We start from the raw sequence: 18036 nt of genomic DNA, 5'->3' as shown, positions 1-18036 counted from the left end.
TTTCAAGGAGAATGAATAATGTGCTTAAGATCGCTAAATTGCAATTGCTGTGCATGATCTTAATAATGATCCCCGCTTACAGCTTCTCTTCATTTCGTGTACAAGCAGAGCCAGCAAAACAAGATGACGTTATTCCTTTTCTTCAAAAGCTGTTTAATGATCGCACCCGGTTGTTGATGGATCAGGATAAAAAGCATATCGAGGACTATTATTTAGTAAAGCACAATCGAAGCAACTACGCATACCTTCATGAAATGAACAGAGCGGAATATATTCAGGAATGGGCCAAGCATCGAAAAATGAAATTCGTGAATGCAGAAAGCTCCATTCGGATATCCCGTATAGAAGTGTTAGGCGATACGGCAAAGGTGTCACTTGTTCAGTCCTTAAAATTGAGTTATGAGTATATCGACAGCTACCCCGGTCAGCATGATTTTGGAATTGGAACACGTCATGGCATTACACTTAGAAAAAAAGATAGCCGTTGGTACGTGGAACGTGAATGGTATTCAGATCCACTGGAAGAAAATCCAAAAAAAATTGAACCGCTTGATTCAAGTTTTATTCCTCATAAAGACTCGGTTCCATCAGAGAAGGTTATCCATAATTACAATAGAGCCCGAGCCATTGACTATGCTAACAAGTATGCTGGAATAACATGGGGAGCAGGAAATCGTCAGCGATATAACCCAAAATACCTGGATTATAACTCCAAAGGGGGCGACTGTACCAACTTCTCCTCCCAAGTTATCGGAGACAAGGAGGAAGGTGGAGGACTGCCTATGAAATCTGGGTGGCATTACTTGTATGGTAACGGCGGAAGCCAAGCCTGGGTTCAAACGGACGCTTTTAAAAATTTTCTGATACGCTCCGGCTATGGGAGGATTATAGGACAAGGGAGCTTCTCAGATGTTGTCCGCGCGATCAATGGTCAGCAGCATCAATACAGACCACAGTTGCTGCCAGGTGATTTGATTGCTTACGTATTAAAAGGAGATGTAGACCACTTTTCCGTTGTTGTCGGATTCGATGAGGGTGGCTATCCTTTAGTTAACTCCCATACGGCAGACCGTTTCAGGGTTCCCTTCGACTTGGGATGGGATAGAAACACCCAGTATTTATTGATTCATATACAAGATTAAGCATCTTGAATCGCAACACTTGCTCATATCCCAAAGAGTACTGTCATAGAAATAGAATGGACAGCTTCTAATGGGGTGAAAAACGATTTGAAATTACCTCTTTTATTAAAACAAACTATGGTGAGAGCTAATGCGATGATCGTCGTGAAAGCCATAGGTCTAATCGGAAAAGTATTTATGATACGGCTAGTTGGAGCTGAAGGAATAGGCCTTTACCAGTTAGTCTATTCCTTCTACAGCTTAGTATTGATGATTATTTCCGGGGGATTGCCAACAGCGTTGGCTATGTTTACAGCTAAACATACGGCAAAAGGCTGGCGGTTGTTCAAAATTTTTTCAATACCCATAATTCTAACGGGATTGGCATGCAGTTTATTGACCTATTGGTTTTCAACGCCCCTTGCTAAATTACTCGGCTATCCGCAGATCAATTTTGTGATTCGATGCCTAGCCCCAGCTATACTGACCGTTCCCTTGTTAAGTCTGCTGCGTGGATATTTGCAAGGTCTTGAAAAGTACACTGCGATCGCCATTTCGGAAATCATAGAGCAAACTGCCCGGATCGGTACTTTGATGTTGCTAGTGCCATTATTTATCCAATCCGGCATCGAGTTTGCTGTTGGTGGAGCGGTACTTGGAACATTTACAGGCGCGTTGTTATCCTTTGCTGTGCTTATTGCTTTTTTTATGTATAACCGCCCTTCTGTAGCTTTATCCCCTCCATCAATTCGAACAGATTTACCTTTAGTAGTACAAGCTTCCTTTGCTATTGCGCTTACACGTTTGCTCATACCTGCGTCTGATTTTATGGATGCGATCATTATTCCCCAACGGTTACAAGTTGCCGGGGTTTCTTCTAAAGAGGCAGCGGAGATGTTCGGTATTGTTACTGGCATCGCCCTTGTCGTCGCTTATATGCCTACTTTGATTACAGGCGCGTTAACCCATACGCTCACTATGAAAATAACAGCAGACTGGCAAAATAAGAAGTACAACTCATTCTATAAAAAAGGCTATGCCGCTATTGAGGTAGCGTGGGTCTGGGGATTAGCCTCAGGTTTTTTCATTTTTAAATATGCCCCAGATATCTCCCTACTTGTTTTTGATATACAAAATGCCGAAATTCCTATTAAATCGTTGGCTATGCTACCATTACTCGTTGGATGGCGGGAAATCACAACTAGCGTCTTATGGGCACAAAATCGGAAGAAAACTCCCTTTATCGGCCTTTGCACAGGTGTACTTGCCAATTTCATCATTCTTTACTCCTTGGTTGCCATTCCCGATTTCGGGTATACCGGCATGTCCCTGGGAATCATAACGCTGGAGTTGATCGCAACAGGTTGGAATTTCAAAGTCCTTCAACTCTTTCAACGTGCCAAATCCCGTATAGCCATTATGCTGCTAGTAGATATTTTAGTTTTTGAAGCCATTCTTATAGTGGGCATGTTGTGTTCCAAGACGTTATCCTCATTGGAATGGCCAGAGACGGTTCATATAATTGTGGAGGTAATCCATTACTGCTTCTGGTGTGCTTTGTATTTAAAGGTTCGATTAAAAAGCGTTTTCAAAGAGTAGGAAAGGCTTCTCATAAGTTTATCAAACTTATGGGAAGCCCTTTTCTATTTGAATGTTAGCATTTAGCTATGTGTATCATTCTTTTGCCGAGCTGCTCAAGTACAGTCTGTCATACTGATTCCTTGAGTTTTCGTCTGGGAAATGTATGTGCGTTAAGCGAAGTTGTGTTTACTATTACTGCTACGTCCAAGCTCAACGCTTTGGTTCATGCTATCTTTCAGTCCAATGTTTTGGAGGCAAGCCATTGCATCATCGTTGTTTTTTTTCCGTTAATCACCTTCGATACTTCGTTGTTATATACGTAAATCCAAGACCAATGGCCGTTGTATTCATACGGTGTTTGGTCGCTCTTCTTGTACAAACCAGAGGTATCCACTACGTTATCAAATAACGACATATGAACATCCTTTGCTCCAGCATTCACTAAACGGTTGTAAGTCGGAACCGTATAATCGTTGGGCGGAACCACGGTGTCGGTTTTGGCAGCCACAAACCAGATCGGCAGGTCCTTCATTTCGTTAATCTGTTCATCGGTTATAAGACTATCCTTCAAGGCTTCACATGCAACCACAGCTGCTGCAAAATAATCTTTATAGTCACGGATCATCAGCATAGTCATGTAACCACCGTTGGAGTCTCCACCAATGTAGATTCGATCTGTATCAATGTCTTTGTTTTGGGCCACGTAATCCTTAATTAAGGACATCAATGCTTGCTCATACTTGGAGGTTCCGTCCCCAAAGCTTGTAAAGCCATCCATCCAGTAGGTTGGGGTCTGAGGTGCCAACACATAAGCCCCGCCAAAATAGGATTGGATATCCTTAGAGGCAAAATTTGCTGCTTTATTTCCGGCAATCGGAATCGTTGGATCGGTACCTCCCTCACCCATACCATGCAGCCAGATCACCAAAGGGTTTTTCACTTTGTCTTTTGCCGGTGCATAGTCTGCGTAGGTTAAAGTAACTCCATCAAAAGTAGATTTACCGGTCGCAAATTGATCAACCAACTTCCGTATCTGTCCTGCGGAAGTATCAATCTTCAAATCGGAAATCGTTCCGGATTTGGTTTTAATAGTTTTTTGCTGCGTGATCGTGTATTTGTTATCATTCCATGCATTAAACCCGGAGCCTGCCGCATCATAATGAATAGCGGAGCTTAGTGTTAATGTCGGACCGATTTCCATTTCCAATACAACATAGCTTCCGGTTTTATTTACAGGATTGCCACTTTTGTCCGATACATAGGCCTTGGTGACTTTCCGGTTGCCATTTTCAATAAAGGGATTTAACAACCGATTGTCGCTTCTTCCCACATGCACCTTAAATGTATCCTTAGTTATCGCATCTTTAGGGACTGGCTTACCCAGGTTAACAATGATCTTCGTAATGGCTGCTCCCCAATCCTTAACTTCCGCAACCGTCCGGTATGAGGTGGGCTGTATCTTTACATCCTTGGCCCATGCACCGGAGCTGAAAACAAGAGTCGTACCGATAGCTAAAGTGAGTAACATAGTTGTCTTAGCAGCCTTTTGAAACCGTTTAAACATGATGTCTTACCTCCCAGATCCATTAATAGAACGCTTACATTGTTTATTTTAATAATCTTTTTAATTTGCATCCTGTCTTTTATTAGCCTAATTCAGGTCAATTACTGACTCCTTGCTCCAGAATACCTCTTGTTCTCTTTTCGATATTGATGCGGTGTTGCCTGGAAAACCTTCTTAAATACCCTGGCAAAAGACTTCTCGTTCGGAAAACCGTGCTCCAACGCAATTTGTATGATGGAATGATCCGTATTCATAAGAACACGATAAGATCTCTCCAGACGGATGGCATTGATATATTGAAATAGAGTCATCCCTACATGCTTCACAAAAAAACGGGACAAATATTCGGGAGATAGTCCAAAAACCTGGGCTATGGAATCCAGGGATAAGCTTTGATCGTAATTCTCTTTGATATAATTGGTTATCAGCGTCAGCCGCTCCAAATATTTATCAGAGTTAAAGCCGGGGATAGATTCATTGTCCATTTTAAAATGCATTAATAACAGATACACCAGTTTATAAGATAGCGATGTTAAATGGATATGTGCTAAAGAGTCATTATACTGATTGAGATAAGCCACAAATAAGGTGTTTAGCAAATCACGCAGCTCCGCAAAATGCTGTAATCTCTGCTCGTTAGTTTCGAAAATGGATATACAGTCAAATGAAATGGGGTTACTGCCGTTGACATTTGCTCTAATAAATTCAGAAGGAATCAGAACGGTTATGGCCTCTCTTCCTTTTCCCTTAGCCACAGAAAAGGAATGAATAGCATTCGAATTAATGAGCACAATATCTCCTTCTTTGGAGCTATAGCTCGCACCATCAATATAGATATGGTCAATTCTTCCTGAAAGTACATAGGATATTTCGATGCTATCGTGCCAATGCCCAGGTATGTATGCTGGTTCATTGGAGGAATGAACTATAATTTTTAACGGAAAATGATTGTCTGCCTGGACCAGCTCATATTTGTATTCCAAGTTTATCGCTCCTCTCAGATGTGACCTCATAAATAGAAGAAAATGGCTTCAGCAGAGTGCCGAAACCACTTGTATTTAACCTCCCTCTCTCTATAAACAAAAAAACCTAAGTATAACAAAATACATAAGATCCTTGGACCTTAACGTTTTGTTCCTTAGGTTTTGCCTGCGTAACAGTAACAATCCTAGTGCTATTCATTTAATTAAGCTAAGTATATAGTGGGTTGAAATACATGTCAACGCTTTCATTTTAGAGCGTAATGAAGTGAAAAAACTGGATTGATTCTCGCCGATAAACGTTTCTGAACTTAACTCTTATTTTATAACATGGTTTGTTCCCTGTTCAGAAAATTTCATTTGCCTATATTCATTCATGTTATTCTTTCTAGCGTCCAATATTCTAATACCCTCTGAGATTCTGTGCTAGAATAGGATTTTATCTGAAATTGTTTTTCTGAATTGTTCATTAAATCACCTCTAAGGATTATTTTTGTGCAAGCATATTATGTTCTAAATTGATTTTGTTATGTAACAAAAATGGATGTTTTCCATAAACACATACTTCATAGGTTCTTCTTCAGCTCATAGTATCGACCAGATCCATTCTCTGATCTTATTGTAAAAAATGATACCGGGTATCCTAAACATGAAAAAATGCAAAGGTCCAAATTTAAAGGAGGCAGCTTTTGTAAGGAAGGACAACCAAAAAGAGCCCCAGAAAATCCCAGGGCAGGTTCTACTACTTTGAAGTTTTTGGAAGTGTGATAAATTAACCTTAATACATATGGTTCCATTTTGACTATTCTGCTTTATCTCCAGTCAACCAGCTAAGACCATCGATTAGGCCATGTTTTTTGAATTTTTGATAATTCGCTTTTGCTTCCTCCTTTCCGCCTCTTACGATCTTCAGTTTGTTACTGGATCTTGTTTGTTGGATGTGTCATTAAAAACGTTTCTGGATTTTTGAGAAGTTATTTGTTGTACCAACATCTTGGGTCGCAGTAGCGGATATATTGGCAGAATCAGTTACACTTGCAAAGATCGCACTCGGCACGACAACAGCACAACAGCTCCCAACAACTAATAGATAAGGCTGATACAAAGAATAATTTCTTTTTCATATATTATTCCTCTTTGTATTACTAGGTGGTAATGACAGCCATCATTGAAATTGTTAAATCCAAGTGTCTTGTTTGTTTTTTGAGGATCTTAGATGAACAAGAACCAAGTTGGCTGTATTTTTAATTCCATGGAAAATAGTATCCTCGTTGATTATCTCAGATCTAACCTTACTATAGTGATCAGCAATTTCTTTTAGAGTCCATCCTTTAATTTGATAATCTACGAGCCATTTAAAATGTTCTAAATTTCTCTTCTCTTTATCTTTTACATATCCTCGTTCTTGAAGGAATTGCTCTGTTCGTTCACGATATAGATTTTTATATTGTTCATAATATGTGTCTATGAGTCTCTCGAACTCTTTCCAGGTTTCTTTCCGCGGATCCCAACCCTTCCCGCCCTCCCATGGTTGTGTAAGTGAGTTAGTTTTAGACGAATCCATGATTTTAGCTTCAATAATATTGCTCTTACTTTCGTCAAACATTCTAAGCATTTCAAAAGCATGGATATTTGGTTTATCGTTTCCAGACAAACAGAATATATCTTCTGGGGAAAACACGAAAGGGAAATATCTCGAAAAAAATGAATGATATATTTTTTCTTGTTTACCGACACTTCTACTTAATTCAATATCGTCGTGTTCGTCCTCAAAGTAGAGATACTCTGATAATGATAACTGTTCCTCATACGGCCAAGAGCATTTGTAAATTGACATTGCGCGAAGAGCCTCCGGACCGACTTCAAGATCTTCAGCGTGCTTTTTTATATTCAGCTGTCTTTCTTTTCTTGATTCCTCTTTCCGGTCATCATAATAGTTAGCAATCCCCCATAGAGCCAAATTTAGGTACAAGTCTCCATCTCCTGTTAAGTGGTACTTAGTAGCCCAGCCGTATAGACTCTCTTTTAATTTCATATATTCAGGAAAGTAATCTGTGCGGGCTGCTTTTATTAGTTTCCAATTTGACGGCTCTTCATTGGGAGTCAGTTCCTTTTGACTTGCATACCATTGAAAAGCTTGTGTATAGCTTTCATAAACGCCATGTTCTAATTGTTCCAGTACATCTGGTGCCATTTGTTCTATTAACTTTACAAACAATGATATGGCATCGTGTTTTCCTGAGTCTATTAACACTGGTGAACCATTATATTTGATCCGATTAGGATGATAGTACAAACCCCTCATATGTTTCGGTCTCCCTTCAAAGTAAAAGATTTATTTCTATTCTAGAGTATATAAGTCAATGGGAACATGAATTGCAGCAAATCGATTCTAATTCAACTAAGAAAACAATCAACAAACCTTATGTACTACTACCCACGGTTATTTGTGAGGATCACCTATAAGGATCTTTTACAACAAAGAGTTTCTCCCTACAGCAAACGAAACAAAAAGATCAGTGCTGATCTTTCTCGTTACAACCTACATTTTCTATTAGACTCTTATTAGTAAAATTTCTTCAGTATGTTACTAAGGCACTAATTCAGATTCTGTTATAAATAATAGCACTTGAGCCAATTCGCTAAGGATCATTCCCCCTTTCATTCAACAGTTGAATCATTCCTCAATTTCGCGTGGGATCACTTCAATAATATTCAAAATCATTTTCTTTATAAGGTAATAATTCTACAATAGGCAGCATCGTTATTGAATTAAGCACTTGTCTTCTTAGAGGACAACATTTTTCTTTCGTTTGTACTAGCATCTCTACCAAATTCATTCCGGCTGATTAGCCTGACACTATTGGATTTAGCCAACTCATAGGCCTGTGATGTAAAGTTGCTATTGGTGACAACCCATGCACCATTTGCTCTATAATGTGCGCGGGCGCTCCGCACTTCCTGAACAATATGGAATTTAGTACTCAACCTATAGACGATCATACCGTTCAATTTATAGAAAAATACGCCATGTCCTTGGCGTATAGTTTCGTTAAAATATTAGTGGTACCCCTTGACAAACATTAGCTGGTTTTCTTGTCTTGCACTTGTTTCCAGGCGTTAAGTGTACTCAACTTCTCGCTTTCCTTCTTCTGTAAAAATGATCTGAGTTTTTTTTCCATCAGGATCATCTTATACATCAATTTTAACACGGTTATGCACGGTTTATGGATTCAGGATAATGACTCGGGCAGTATTTGCCTGAGCTTGATATTTTCTTTCATTATTTTTTCTCTTTCAAAGAAAGCATGGCTCCTTCCTGTCTACTCATATGGTCTTTCGGTCTAAATGTTCCGTCCGAATACCCTTGGACCATATAATCTTCGTAAGACCCATAATCTCCCCTTTGGCCCACTGAGCAATCTTGTCCTGGTCCAAGTATACCACTGATTCCCTCTCTCATTTTCGGTAGCCTGAATCACTCTTGCATATGTATATCCAGAGATAACTCTTACTAGACCGACCGTTGCTAAGTGCTCAGCTTGTGTACCCAACAGAACTTTTTTTCATTAGCATTCTTTTTAAGCTCGACTGAATGGAAAGGGTTAGAATAGCCTGTATCTGAATAATCATGATCAACCTCGCATGCTTTCACGTTTTGGAGACGATAAGAATTATCATAAAGAGTCTGGCAAAATGCTGGCGACCCTATTGCATACGCTTCAAGGCACATCCTACATTTACCAAGGCGAAGAAATCGGAATGACAAATGTGCGCTTTGAAACAATCCAAGAATACAAGGGTATTGAAATCCTCAATATGTATAAAGAATACATGGCTGCAGGCCAAGATGAAGCCTCCATTATGAATTCTATCTACATCAAAGGACGCGACAATAGCCGCACTCCTATGCAATGGAATGACTCACCGCAGGCCGGATTTACAACTGGTAAGCCCTGGATCGGTGTTAATCCTAACTACAAACAAATTAATGTAGAATCTTCGCTGTCTGATCCAGATTCTATTTTTCATTATTATCGTCGGCTAATTGAACTGCGCAAGCAGCATGACATTATTGTTTATGGTGACTACTCAATTGTTGCAGAAAATCATGAGAAAGTTTTTGCTTATCAGCGAGCATTGGGTAACGAACGACTGGTGGTAATTCTCAACTTTTTTGGTGAACCTACGAGTATTTCTTTTCCAAAAGAAAGCTCTATTCCTCAATCTGGAAAACTACTGATTTCCAACTACAAGTCGGAAACTGCACTTGTTGATACTCAAAATATTACATTGAGAACATATGAAGCTAAGGTTTATTTATACACAGTGTAATCAAATTTTTCAAAGGTCTTCCACACCATACTGTTCAGTGAGCCGAAGGCCAGTCTGGGGACAAAGCTTGCCGTTCGATTTCAGAGGGCCTGCGTCAAGATGCCAGCAACAAGCTTCGAGTAACGATCGTTTCACCCGGATTCACAAACACACCTGGATCCACACAATTGGATTCCCTGGACGCCATAAAGGACTCAGAGATGAAAGCCAAACTCGAAGCTTATCAGAACATTGGGTTATCCCCCTACTCTATCGCTAAAGCTATTGCGTTCGCAATTGAGCAACCAAATGGCGTGGGTAAGTGAAATAGTGGTCCGCCCCACAGCGCAAATGTCCAGGGACATCCTCATTAATGATCAATAAGGATCAGGTGCCACCTCATTACGAAGTTTCTTGATCTCCGCAAAAACTCAAAAATGCACCTCCAATTGTTAGTAGTGGTTAACAATTGGAGGTGCATTTCATATCCTTTAGCTTCTTTTATATTACATGAATGATTAATATCAATCCTTAGGCAATTCATTAAAGAAAGCGACATCTTCTATCGGTAATCTTACCGTCCGGTGTCCGGGCTTCACCGCCTTACCGATGGCGATAAGCATAACTGGAGCGTATCTCGCCGGAATATCAAACTCTTCTACAAATTTTACTTGGTCAAAGCCGCCCATCGGGACCGTATCATAGCCTTTTGCACGGGCGACAAGCATTAGCTGCATGGATACCAGTCCACTATCAATAAATACTTTTCGGAGTACATTTTCTGGAGGCATACTCGCGAACAGTCTTTGGTATCGCTCCACGAATGATTTAGCTGTCTCTTCAGGCATGTACCCCGCATCGACCGCCATCCCGTAAACTTTCTCGGCCAATTTATAGCCTTCCAAATCTCCGAGTATCGCAATGACAGCTGAAGCCTCAATCACTTGCTGCTGGCTGTTGGCGATCGGAAGCAGTTTTTGTTTTAGCTCCTGCGAGTCGATGACGAGAAACCTCCACGGCTGGAGATTGGCGCCAGAAGGAGCCAGTGTAGCTAGCTGCAATATATCCTTCATTTCGTCCCGTGAGATCTTTACTTCGGAATCATAGTACCTTACAGATCTCCGATCTTGAATAACATCGAAAAACTGCGCCTCCACCTTCTGTGACGATTGTTCAACGGACATGCTTCTCTCCTCCCCATAATTACCTTGCCCCAAGTTGGCACAAGATGTTCTAAATAATTAGTAGTAGACCTTCAAAACAAATTCAACCATTGCAGTTAAATAAGCTTTAGTGTTACTATAAATTATTAAGTGTCTACTTTAAAGTAGACACATTATTTTTATATAGCTCAATAAATTAGACTAACTATACTATAGTAAGGAATGATTTTGTGGATATAAGCAAAGAGGACGAACAATGTCTGATCTCCATTCGCGAGGCGTTGGAGGTTGTTCGCGGAAAATGGGCTATTTTGGTACTCACCTTACTTAGTCTGGGTCCGCAGCGATTTAATCAGATGCGAAGATATTTAGACAATGTCAGCATCAAGTCTTTAACGGATGTCCTGCGTCATTTTGAGCGGCATGAAGTCATCAACCGCCAGGTGTTCCCTACCTCACCTGTTACTGTTGAGTATTCGCTAACAGATAAAGGAAGGGCGTACATACCTGTACTTCGGGAAATGCGCATATGGGGTGAAACCTGGGGAGGAACATCGGAAGCGCGTTGATGATGGCGAAACCCCGCTTGGGTAAAGTAATAGTTTAGACTGGATCTTAAAAATGAAACGGCAACAGCTAGGGACCAGAAAATAAAGTCCTAGACTGTCACCGTTTCATTCAACTAATGTTCACTGTTTAGCACAATCGTTATTTCTACTATACGTTTTCGCGAGACAGGCTACAATCGAATGGGATTCAATAATATACAGGCCGCAAAGAAGGTACTGTTCCCAGGAAATCTGGAGTGCAGTACCCTCTTTGTTAACGGACTTATTCAATTAGCTTCATCAATCGTCTAATTTTATTGTGTCCGTCTTGACTGAAGCGATGTTCTGTGGTGTCAGTCCAGGACCGGTGCGACGGGTGCCAAACCATATAATGATGGTGACTAACACAAGCACCGCACAAGGCATCAGCATGATCTTTGCCCCCATTCCTGCCGAACGGTCGACGGCGGTCAAATCAGCTAGAACAATTAATACAAAAACTACCTAATTCAACTCAAATTGAATATGCAAAATTACTTGGCGTAGCACAAAGCTGCATTTCACAACTCATGAAAACCCTAACCGAAGAAAAAGCCATACAAAAGTGATTTTTTTCGTAATATATTGAAAGAGACTGTTTAATCTAAGCTTCCTATCCCCTCCCCTTTCCATGTAGACATATAGGTGAAGTCTTTGGTCTAATCTTAATAGACCCACTATGTAGTATCTACCTAGTGGGTATTTTTACTATCAAGGTACTCCGTTTTCATTTACACTAGTTCACTTAATATAAGTACACTATGGATCTTCCACGAGCTGATTTTTAAGAGGATACACAAATGGTATATACCCACGTAGTAGTTGTGTAGTTAGAAAAAAGGTTGTAAGGCTTTTCTAACTAACCCAATTGAATTACTTTTTGAATATCCCTATACAACCTTATTCAATTTAATTTTTCAGGATTTTTTATGTGATTTTTTGTGATTCAAATAACGAAATATTCACCACATATCGGCCTCATCAACAATTCCCTTCTTATATTCTCTAAAATACCTCTTCCTAAACAGCTGGCATTTTAACGATCACATATCATAATTGTGGCTTGGTAACTTGGAAAAATGTACTGAAATTAATTTATTGACATGAAACCAGTTACATATTTTAATCTTGTTTTGTAGCGAGAGATCATAGATAAGCATGTGACCAACTCGTTTTGAATTTTTTTAAAGACATTTTAAATGTCCATTATAAAGTATTTAAAAAAAGAGTTTTATGAATTTCACAGGAGGCGAATTTGATGGGAATATTAGGTGGATATATTGACCACGTGCGTTTTGATGGGTTCGTATTTTATCATTAGCGCAATTGTATATTCGCAAAAGTTCAAATTCTGATGGAAAACATGCAAGTGAAATACGTCGATCATTGCAATCAGAAGGATAAACAAGACCAACAAAAAACAGGAGGGTAATAAGTATGATTAAACTTGTAGTCACTGATCTAGACGGAACATTTCTGAACAATAAAAGTTTGTACGATGTCGAACTTTTCGAAAAAGTTTATGCAGAGATGCAGCAAAAAGAAGTCACATTTGTCGCATGTACAGGTAAACAATGTGAACGTGTTGAAAAATTGTTTGACGAACATGGCAAGGGAGTTTGGATATTGGGTGACAGTGCTGCTCGAATTAAAAAAGATGGCCAAGTAGTTAAAGAGTTTAGTATTGATCGAGATCTAGCTCTACAGGCGATTGATCAAATTCAAGACTTCGACAACAATATGACACTTATTGTATGTGCTAGTGATGCTGCGTACGTTCATTCTTCCATTTCAGAAGATATGTATAACGTTGTTAAAGGCTCCTATGAACGTGTATTAAAAACAGACTCCTTTGCAAACATAGATAGCTGTTTTATCAAAATTACGGTCTTCGACACGGAGGGACGAAGTACAGCATTAAGAGCGCATGTTGAGAATACGTTGGGTGGACAAATTTATATTGTTGATTCAGAAGCTAGATGGCTGGATATCACGGCATTGCATACGCATAAAGGTGAGACAGTAAAGAAACTGCAAGAAATGTTGGGCGTCACATACGAGGAAACAATGTCATTTGGTGACGGCGAGAATGATGTGGAACTCATGGCAATCGCGAAATACAGTTTTGCAGTGAGTAATGCTTGTGAAAATACTAAAAAGGCAGCAAACTTTATTACTAAGTCAAACGAAGAAAATGGTGTTCTTCTCACGATTCAAAAAATACTGGATTTGCAGTGATCCTTGTCTGTCAACTGGTATTGCATTATGTAAAAGAGCGGGGCAATGGTGTGATTGCCCCGCTCTTTTATCATTTGAGTTGCAGAAACAGGCACTTCCAATGGTTATTATGTACCGAAAAAGAAATGATTTATGAGCAGACTCATCACATGTATCAATAAAGAATGAAATTTTTGCGGGATATGTTGCCCCAAAATATCTAAAAAGACGCTGGCATGTTAGCGCTCTCCATGAAAAAAACAGGTTGTTCCTCTACGTAAAGTCCGTACTCCTTATTGTTTGAATTTCTATAATACGCTTTTGAAAAAATAATATTTGATTGGAAGACTGTTGTAATCCAGATTATTTCAAATCGGTTTGTATTACTTCCATTCAAGTTGAATCGTTATTCGAAACTTGTTTTCGATAATTTTGCGGAACTACACCCATCTGTTTACGAAAAATGGATGAAAAATAACTAGCACTTTGAAAACCGCAGGCAAGTGCAATTTCACTTATGGATCTTCGTGTTTCTTTTAACATTTCGCAACTTTTTTGAAGACGATATTGAGTGACATAATTGTTGGGTGTCTGGCCCACATACTTGTTAAATAATGTACAGCAACGGCTTCTGCAAACGGCTCCTGCGTAAGCGATCTCCTCAAGAGTTATTTTTTGATCATAGTTTTGATGAATGAAACGCGTCATTTCTTGAACATGCGTCAATACTCCAGGTTGCCCAGAAATGGGTTGCAAATGATCCCCTATTGTTGCACACAAAGATAAAGCTTGTGATGCCAGACGAAGCGGATTTGGAGGAGTATGGTCCTTATGCATTTCCTGATAGATTTCTTGAATGGACAGTAATATTCTTTGCTGCCAATCAACCTGATCTGTAAGTACAACAAAATCAGCCATCATTAAACTAAACTTTTCCCCCCAGTATGTTTGAATAAATGAAGGCTTCTCACCAAGGATAGAGGGATGAATGACGACGACAAGGAATAAACAATCTTTATGGTCTGCAAGAGAATAGCCGAAATGCAAACGTTGGCTATTCACAAAAAGTCCATCCCCTTGATGCAATCGAGTGATACTTCCATTCACAGAGAAATCCATCGATCCTTGTAATATGTAGATAAACTCTATGTCCAAATGCCAATGCGCTACTGCTGCATAATTGTTAAATTGATGAAGGCTTCCCTTTCGGACATAAAGCGGTAAATCAGGAAGATTATAATTCAAACGTTCTGATAAATCAGAAAACACCTCTAAATTTGTCATCAAAGAGCCCCCCCTTTGTAAATATACGATTTTTATAAAATTATAGCCAATATTAATGGAAACAACAATGATATTATCCTATCCTTATATTGTGTAGATCAGTGGGGGAGGACAGGAGATAGGTGAGAAACCGCATACAACTCAAAGGATCTAATCGTGATTTTAATCGGGAGTTAATGACGCTCGTCATTCCCATTGCATTACAAAATTTAATATCAGCAACTGTGATATCCGTTGATGTAGTTATGCTGGGCATGATTAGTCAATCCGCAATGTCAGCTGTATCACTCGCAGGGCAAATTACTTTTGCATTAACATTGTTTTATATGGGAATGTCAGCGGGGGCAAGTATCCTCACTGCGCAATACTGGGGGAAAAAGGATACTTCAACCATACAGCGCATTCTTAGTATCGCTTGCATGTTCTCCTTTTGTGTCTCCATTTTGTTTTTTTTATCTTCCTTCTTTCTTCCGGGTACACTTATGCGTTTATTCACCAATGATGCAGAACTGATTCGATTCGGCTCAAGGTTTTTACAAATGAATTCCTTTTCTTATCTTGTGATGGGAATATCGCAGATGTATCTCAGTGTGATTAGAAGTATGGAAAATGCAAAACTTAGTGCGTGGATTAGTTCCTTATGTTTGATTTTGAACATTTTCTTCAATGCCATTTGCATTTTTATTTTATTCCCATCAAGGCCCGAACTGGCCATTTCAGCCGTAGCTCTTGCCACGGTTTTAGGACGGATTGTTGAACTAGCGTGTTGTGTGATTCATTCCATAACCAAGGGATCCATTCGTTTTCGTTTGCCTGTACGTGACGGCATTCAACGTAATTTATTAAAAGATTTCCTAAAATATACTCTGCCTGTACAGGGGAATTATATGGTTTGGGGAGGAGCTCTTACCGCTACTACTGCAATTATTGGACATGTGAACTCCGATCTGGTAGCCGCAAATTCCATAGCGTCTGTAGTTAAAAATCTAGCAGTGGTTCTCTGTGGAGGCATCGCTACTGGGGGCTCTGTACTTGTTGGGAAGTATTTGGGACAGGGTGAAATCGAGAAAGCAAAGCATGCGGGCAACAAAATGTGTTTTTATGCTTTGATATTTGGAGTCATTGCAGGCTGCACGATTCTGTTCATTAAACCATTGGTATACTCTATCGTCAATTTGGATCCAACTGCTCAAAGTTACCTAGATGGGATGCTTTACATTAGTGCGTATTATTGTATAGCCAAATCGTTTAACTCCACAACTATAGCGGGTATATTCACGGCTGGTGGGGATTCTAAATTTGGATTTTGGTGCGATACTGTCGTCATGTGGCTTATTATTCTACCGCTTAGTTACCTATGTGCTTTTGTTTGGCAAGTCCCCCCCATTTTCTTATATATCGTCATCAGCCTAGACGAGATGATTAAACTTCCCATTGCTTTTATTCGATATCGACAGTTTAAATGGCTTAACAACATCACTAGAAACTTTGCATAAACCTGATCATAAATAAGGTTTTGCAATTTACTCTAATAAATATAAGCATGTATAAAGGAGAATGTGGCATGAATATCCAAGAAAGAATGACCAGCAAACAATTATTTACAGATCACGATGCTGATTATCCGAAAGAGGCTGCAGAGTTGGCAAAAGCACGCCAGCGTGGTAAGGCAATATGCTATGAAATTAATAATTTGCATCCAGATGATGTTGAAATGCGCAAAACGTTAATGAAACAACTTTTTGGAAGCATTGGAGAAAATGTATGGATGGAGCCGCCCATTCGCATGTCTTATGGTTCAAATACGACCGTAGGAAATAATGTATATATCAATTTCAATCTAACCGTGGTTGACGACTATAAAGTTACGATTGGTAATGATGTTATGTTTGGCCCGAATGTAACGATTGCTGTAACGAATCATCCTGTACATCCAGAAAAGCGCAAAGAAGGCGGGATGTTTGCATTACCAGTGGCCGTTGAGGATGGGGCATGGATCGGGAGCGGAGCAATTATTGTTCCAGGAGTCACGATTGGCAAAGAGAGTGTAATTGGTGCTGGTAGTGTGGTAACCAAGGATATCCCGGCGAATGTAATAGCTGTTGGAAATCCATGCAGAGTTCTTCGGGAGATTACGGATCATGATAGAGAGTTCTACTATAAAGACATGCGTTTTGATCAAGTTGAATGGTAAGAAAAAGTGACCAGTAAGTTTTATAGAATAAAAATACGGCTCACATAAAGTCAAATGGAACCATACCATCTTCGATCATCTACCTTCCGGAGAGGAGTTTTTCGATGAATATAATTTATTTTTTTCTTACAATAGTTTCCCTTTATTTTGTCATTACAGCAATTGTGCATTCACGCCACACTCACTTGGTAGCCGATAAAATGCAAAAACAGTTTGAACATTACTTTAATGAAGATGCGCATCAAAATGATCAGCATATCGTATCAAATTAATAACAATGCATTATTAGCGAAGCAAAACGTCAATTTACAGTTAATAAGTATTTAGAAATATTCGTTGAATATAGCATCCTTCATCTTGAACAAGCTGATGACATTGAAATCTTTCACTTGCTTGCCTTTTCAGGGATACGATCTGTGGAACTCTGTGCTTTAAAAGATATGGACTTTAACTTTGAATTAAATGAGTTACGAATAACCAAGACACTTTACAATCCTGATAATATGCGTAAATACATTCTAACTCCACCCAAATCTACAGGATCTATTGGTAAATTTAATATAATTGATAGCGTTATGAATTTGCTCCAAAGACACATTGTTGAACAACAAGCTTTCAGACTTGAATGCAAGAAATTATTTGATGATTATCATGAAAACAACTTTGTTTTTGCCCACAAGAACGGCACTCATTCAAAAAAATATATTAATCCGTATGGAACGTATTCTCAAGAAAACCTCAATTAAAAAGAAAGCTACTCCTCACATTTTTCGGCACACTCACATATCGATGCTGACTGAAGCTGAAGTTGATATCAAAACAATCATGAAGCGAGTTGGTCATGATGACGCAAAAACGACATTGAAAGTCTATACACACGTTACGGAGAAAATGAAGAAAAATGCCAATGCGAAGATTAAAAATCACTTCTCAGACATCCTTCAAATCTGACTCGTTGCAGAGAATGTGATTTTTATGTGATTTTATAGAAAAAGGCTCCCTCTCGGGAGCCCTTTAAATAGCGGTATTAC

14 protein-coding genes are annotated in these 18036 nt (G+C 39.3%); 8 read left to right on the top strand and 6 right to left on the bottom strand.

Annotated features, from left to right (window positions below):
- Nucleotides 1-20 precede the first annotated feature (20 nt).
- Nucleotides 21-1142 (top strand): amidase domain-containing protein, encoded by a 1122-nt coding sequence (locus tag NSQ57_RS06475; protein WP_342425808.1) that lies wholly within the window; start codon nucleotides 21-23, stop codon nucleotides 1140-1142.
- Between the two features lie 87 nt (nucleotides 1143-1229).
- The gene (locus NSQ57_RS06470) at nucleotides 1230-2720 is read left to right on the top strand and encodes an oligosaccharide flippase family protein (RefSeq protein ID WP_342425807.1); all 1491 of its coding nucleotides are present in this window, start codon (nucleotides 1230-1232) and stop codon (nucleotides 2718-2720) included.
- A 217-nt stretch (nucleotides 2721-2937) separates the two neighbouring features.
- On the opposite strand, the gene NSQ57_RS06465 is transcribed toward NSQ57_RS06470, so the two are convergent.
- The 4 genes from NSQ57_RS06465 to NSQ57_RS06450 all read right to left on the bottom strand — a co-directional run bounded on the left by NSQ57_RS06465 (nucleotide 2938) and on the right by NSQ57_RS06450 (nucleotide 8249).
- Nucleotides 2938-4266: a prolyl oligopeptidase family serine peptidase gene (locus tag NSQ57_RS06465; protein WP_029516310.1), complete on the bottom strand. Its 1329-nt coding sequence runs from the start codon at nucleotides 4264-4266 to the stop codon at nucleotides 2938-2940.
- 101 nt (nucleotides 4267-4367) lie between these two features.
- Nucleotides 4368-5249 carry an AraC family transcriptional regulator gene (locus NSQ57_RS06460; RefSeq protein ID WP_342425806.1) on the bottom strand — a complete coding sequence of 294 codons (882 nt, stop codon included), beginning with the start codon at nucleotides 5247-5249 and terminating at the stop codon, nucleotides 4368-4370.
- A gap of 1174 nt (nucleotides 5250-6423) precedes the next feature.
- Complete coding sequence (locus tag NSQ57_RS06455) at nucleotides 6424-7551, bottom strand: hypothetical protein (protein WP_029516308.1); 1128 nt, start codon at nucleotides 7549-7551, stop codon at nucleotides 6424-6426.
- A 467-nt stretch (nucleotides 7552-8018) separates the two neighbouring features.
- Entirely contained in the window at nucleotides 8019-8249 is a 231-nt protein-coding gene (locus NSQ57_RS06450) for a restriction endonuclease (RefSeq protein WP_080658594.1), read from the bottom strand.
- 612 nt (nucleotides 8250-8861) lie between these two features.
- Here NSQ57_RS06450 and NSQ57_RS06445 point away from each other — a divergent pair.
- Nucleotides 8862-9581, top strand: coding sequence for an alpha-amylase family glycosyl hydrolase (locus NSQ57_RS06445; RefSeq protein ID WP_342426119.1), 720 nt, complete (start codon nucleotides 8862-8864; stop codon nucleotides 9579-9581).
- Between the two features lie 503 nt (nucleotides 9582-10084).
- Here the strand turns inward: NSQ57_RS06445 and NSQ57_RS06440 are convergent.
- The gene (locus tag NSQ57_RS06440) at nucleotides 10085-10744 is read right to left on the bottom strand and encodes a nitroreductase family protein (protein WP_029516306.1); all 660 of its coding nucleotides are present in this window, start codon (nucleotides 10742-10744) and stop codon (nucleotides 10085-10087) included.
- A gap of 209 nt (nucleotides 10745-10953) precedes the next feature.
- On the opposite strand from NSQ57_RS06440, the gene NSQ57_RS06435 reads away from it, so the two are divergent.
- Both NSQ57_RS06435 and NSQ57_RS06430 read left to right on the top strand, forming a co-directional pair.
- Nucleotides 10954-11292, top strand: coding sequence for a helix-turn-helix domain-containing protein (locus NSQ57_RS06435; protein ID WP_307348518.1), 339 nt, complete (start codon nucleotides 10954-10956; stop codon nucleotides 11290-11292).
- A gap of 1455 nt (nucleotides 11293-12747) precedes the next feature.
- A complete protein-coding gene (locus tag NSQ57_RS06430) occupies nucleotides 12748-13548 on the top strand; it encodes a Cof-type HAD-IIB family hydrolase (protein ID WP_342425805.1) in 801 nt (266 codons plus the stop codon).
- Between the two features lie 372 nt (nucleotides 13549-13920).
- Here the strand turns inward: NSQ57_RS06430 and NSQ57_RS06425 are convergent, their stop codons facing one another.
- The gene (locus NSQ57_RS06425; RefSeq protein ID WP_340931626.1) at nucleotides 13921-14811 is read right to left on the bottom strand and encodes an AraC family transcriptional regulator; all 891 of its coding nucleotides are present in this window, start codon (nucleotides 14809-14811) and stop codon (nucleotides 13921-13923) included.
- Between the two features lie 122 nt (nucleotides 14812-14933).
- On the opposite strand from NSQ57_RS06425, the gene NSQ57_RS06420 reads away from it, so the two are divergent.
- The 3 genes from NSQ57_RS06420 to NSQ57_RS06410 all read left to right on the top strand — a co-directional run bounded on the left by NSQ57_RS06420 (nucleotide 14934) and on the right by NSQ57_RS06410 (nucleotide 17956).
- Entirely contained in the window at nucleotides 14934-16307 is a 1374-nt protein-coding gene (locus NSQ57_RS06420; protein WP_342425804.1) for an MATE family efflux transporter, read from the top strand.
- Between the two features lie 68 nt (nucleotides 16308-16375).
- Entirely contained in the window at nucleotides 16376-17005 is a 630-nt protein-coding gene (locus tag NSQ57_RS06415; protein WP_342425803.1) for a DapH/DapD/GlmU-related protein, read from the top strand.
- Nucleotides 17006-17647: 642 nt separating this feature from the next.
- A complete protein-coding gene (locus NSQ57_RS06410) occupies nucleotides 17648-17956 on the top strand; it encodes a tyrosine-type recombinase/integrase (protein ID WP_029516300.1) in 309 nt (102 codons plus the stop codon).
- Nucleotides 17957-18036 lie beyond the last annotated feature (80 nt).

The sequence above is a fragment of the Paenibacillus sp. FSL L8-0502 genome (genome assembly GCF_038593055.1).
GTDB classification, from domain to species: Bacteria; Bacillota; Bacilli; order Paenibacillales; family Paenibacillaceae; genus Paenibacillus; species Paenibacillus polymyxa_D.
Note: the sequence above shows the minus strand (reverse complement) of the source record. Positions and strands in the feature narration are given on the sequence as shown.

Coding starts and splice junctions, on each gene's coding strand:
- NSQ57_RS06410 (WP_029516300.1), top strand. CDS start 17,648: ATGATTATCATGAAAACAACTTTGTTTTTGCCCACAAGAACGGCACTC.
- NSQ57_RS06415 (WP_342425803.1), top strand. CDS start 16,376: ATGAATATCCAAGAAAGAATGACCAGCAAACAATTATTTACAGATCAC.
- NSQ57_RS06425 (WP_340931626.1), bottom strand. CDS start 14,811: ATGACAAATTTAGAGGTGTTTTCTGATTTATCAGAACGTTTGAATTAT.
- NSQ57_RS06465 (WP_029516310.1), bottom strand. CDS start 4,266: ATGTTTAAACGGTTTCAAAAGGCTGCTAAGACAACTATGTTACTCACT.
- NSQ57_RS06455 (WP_029516308.1), bottom strand. CDS start 7,551: ATGAGGGGTTTGTACTATCATCCTAATCGGATCAAATATAATGGTTCA.
- NSQ57_RS06450 (WP_080658594.1), bottom strand. CDS start 8,249: ATGATCGTCTATAGGTTGAGTACTAAATTCCATATTGTTCAGGAAGTG.
- NSQ57_RS06440 (WP_029516306.1), bottom strand. CDS start 10,744: ATGTCCGTTGAACAATCGTCACAGAAGGTGGAGGCGCAGTTTTTCGAT.
- NSQ57_RS06430 (WP_342425805.1), top strand. CDS start 12,748: ATGATTAAACTTGTAGTCACTGATCTAGACGGAACATTTCTGAACAAT.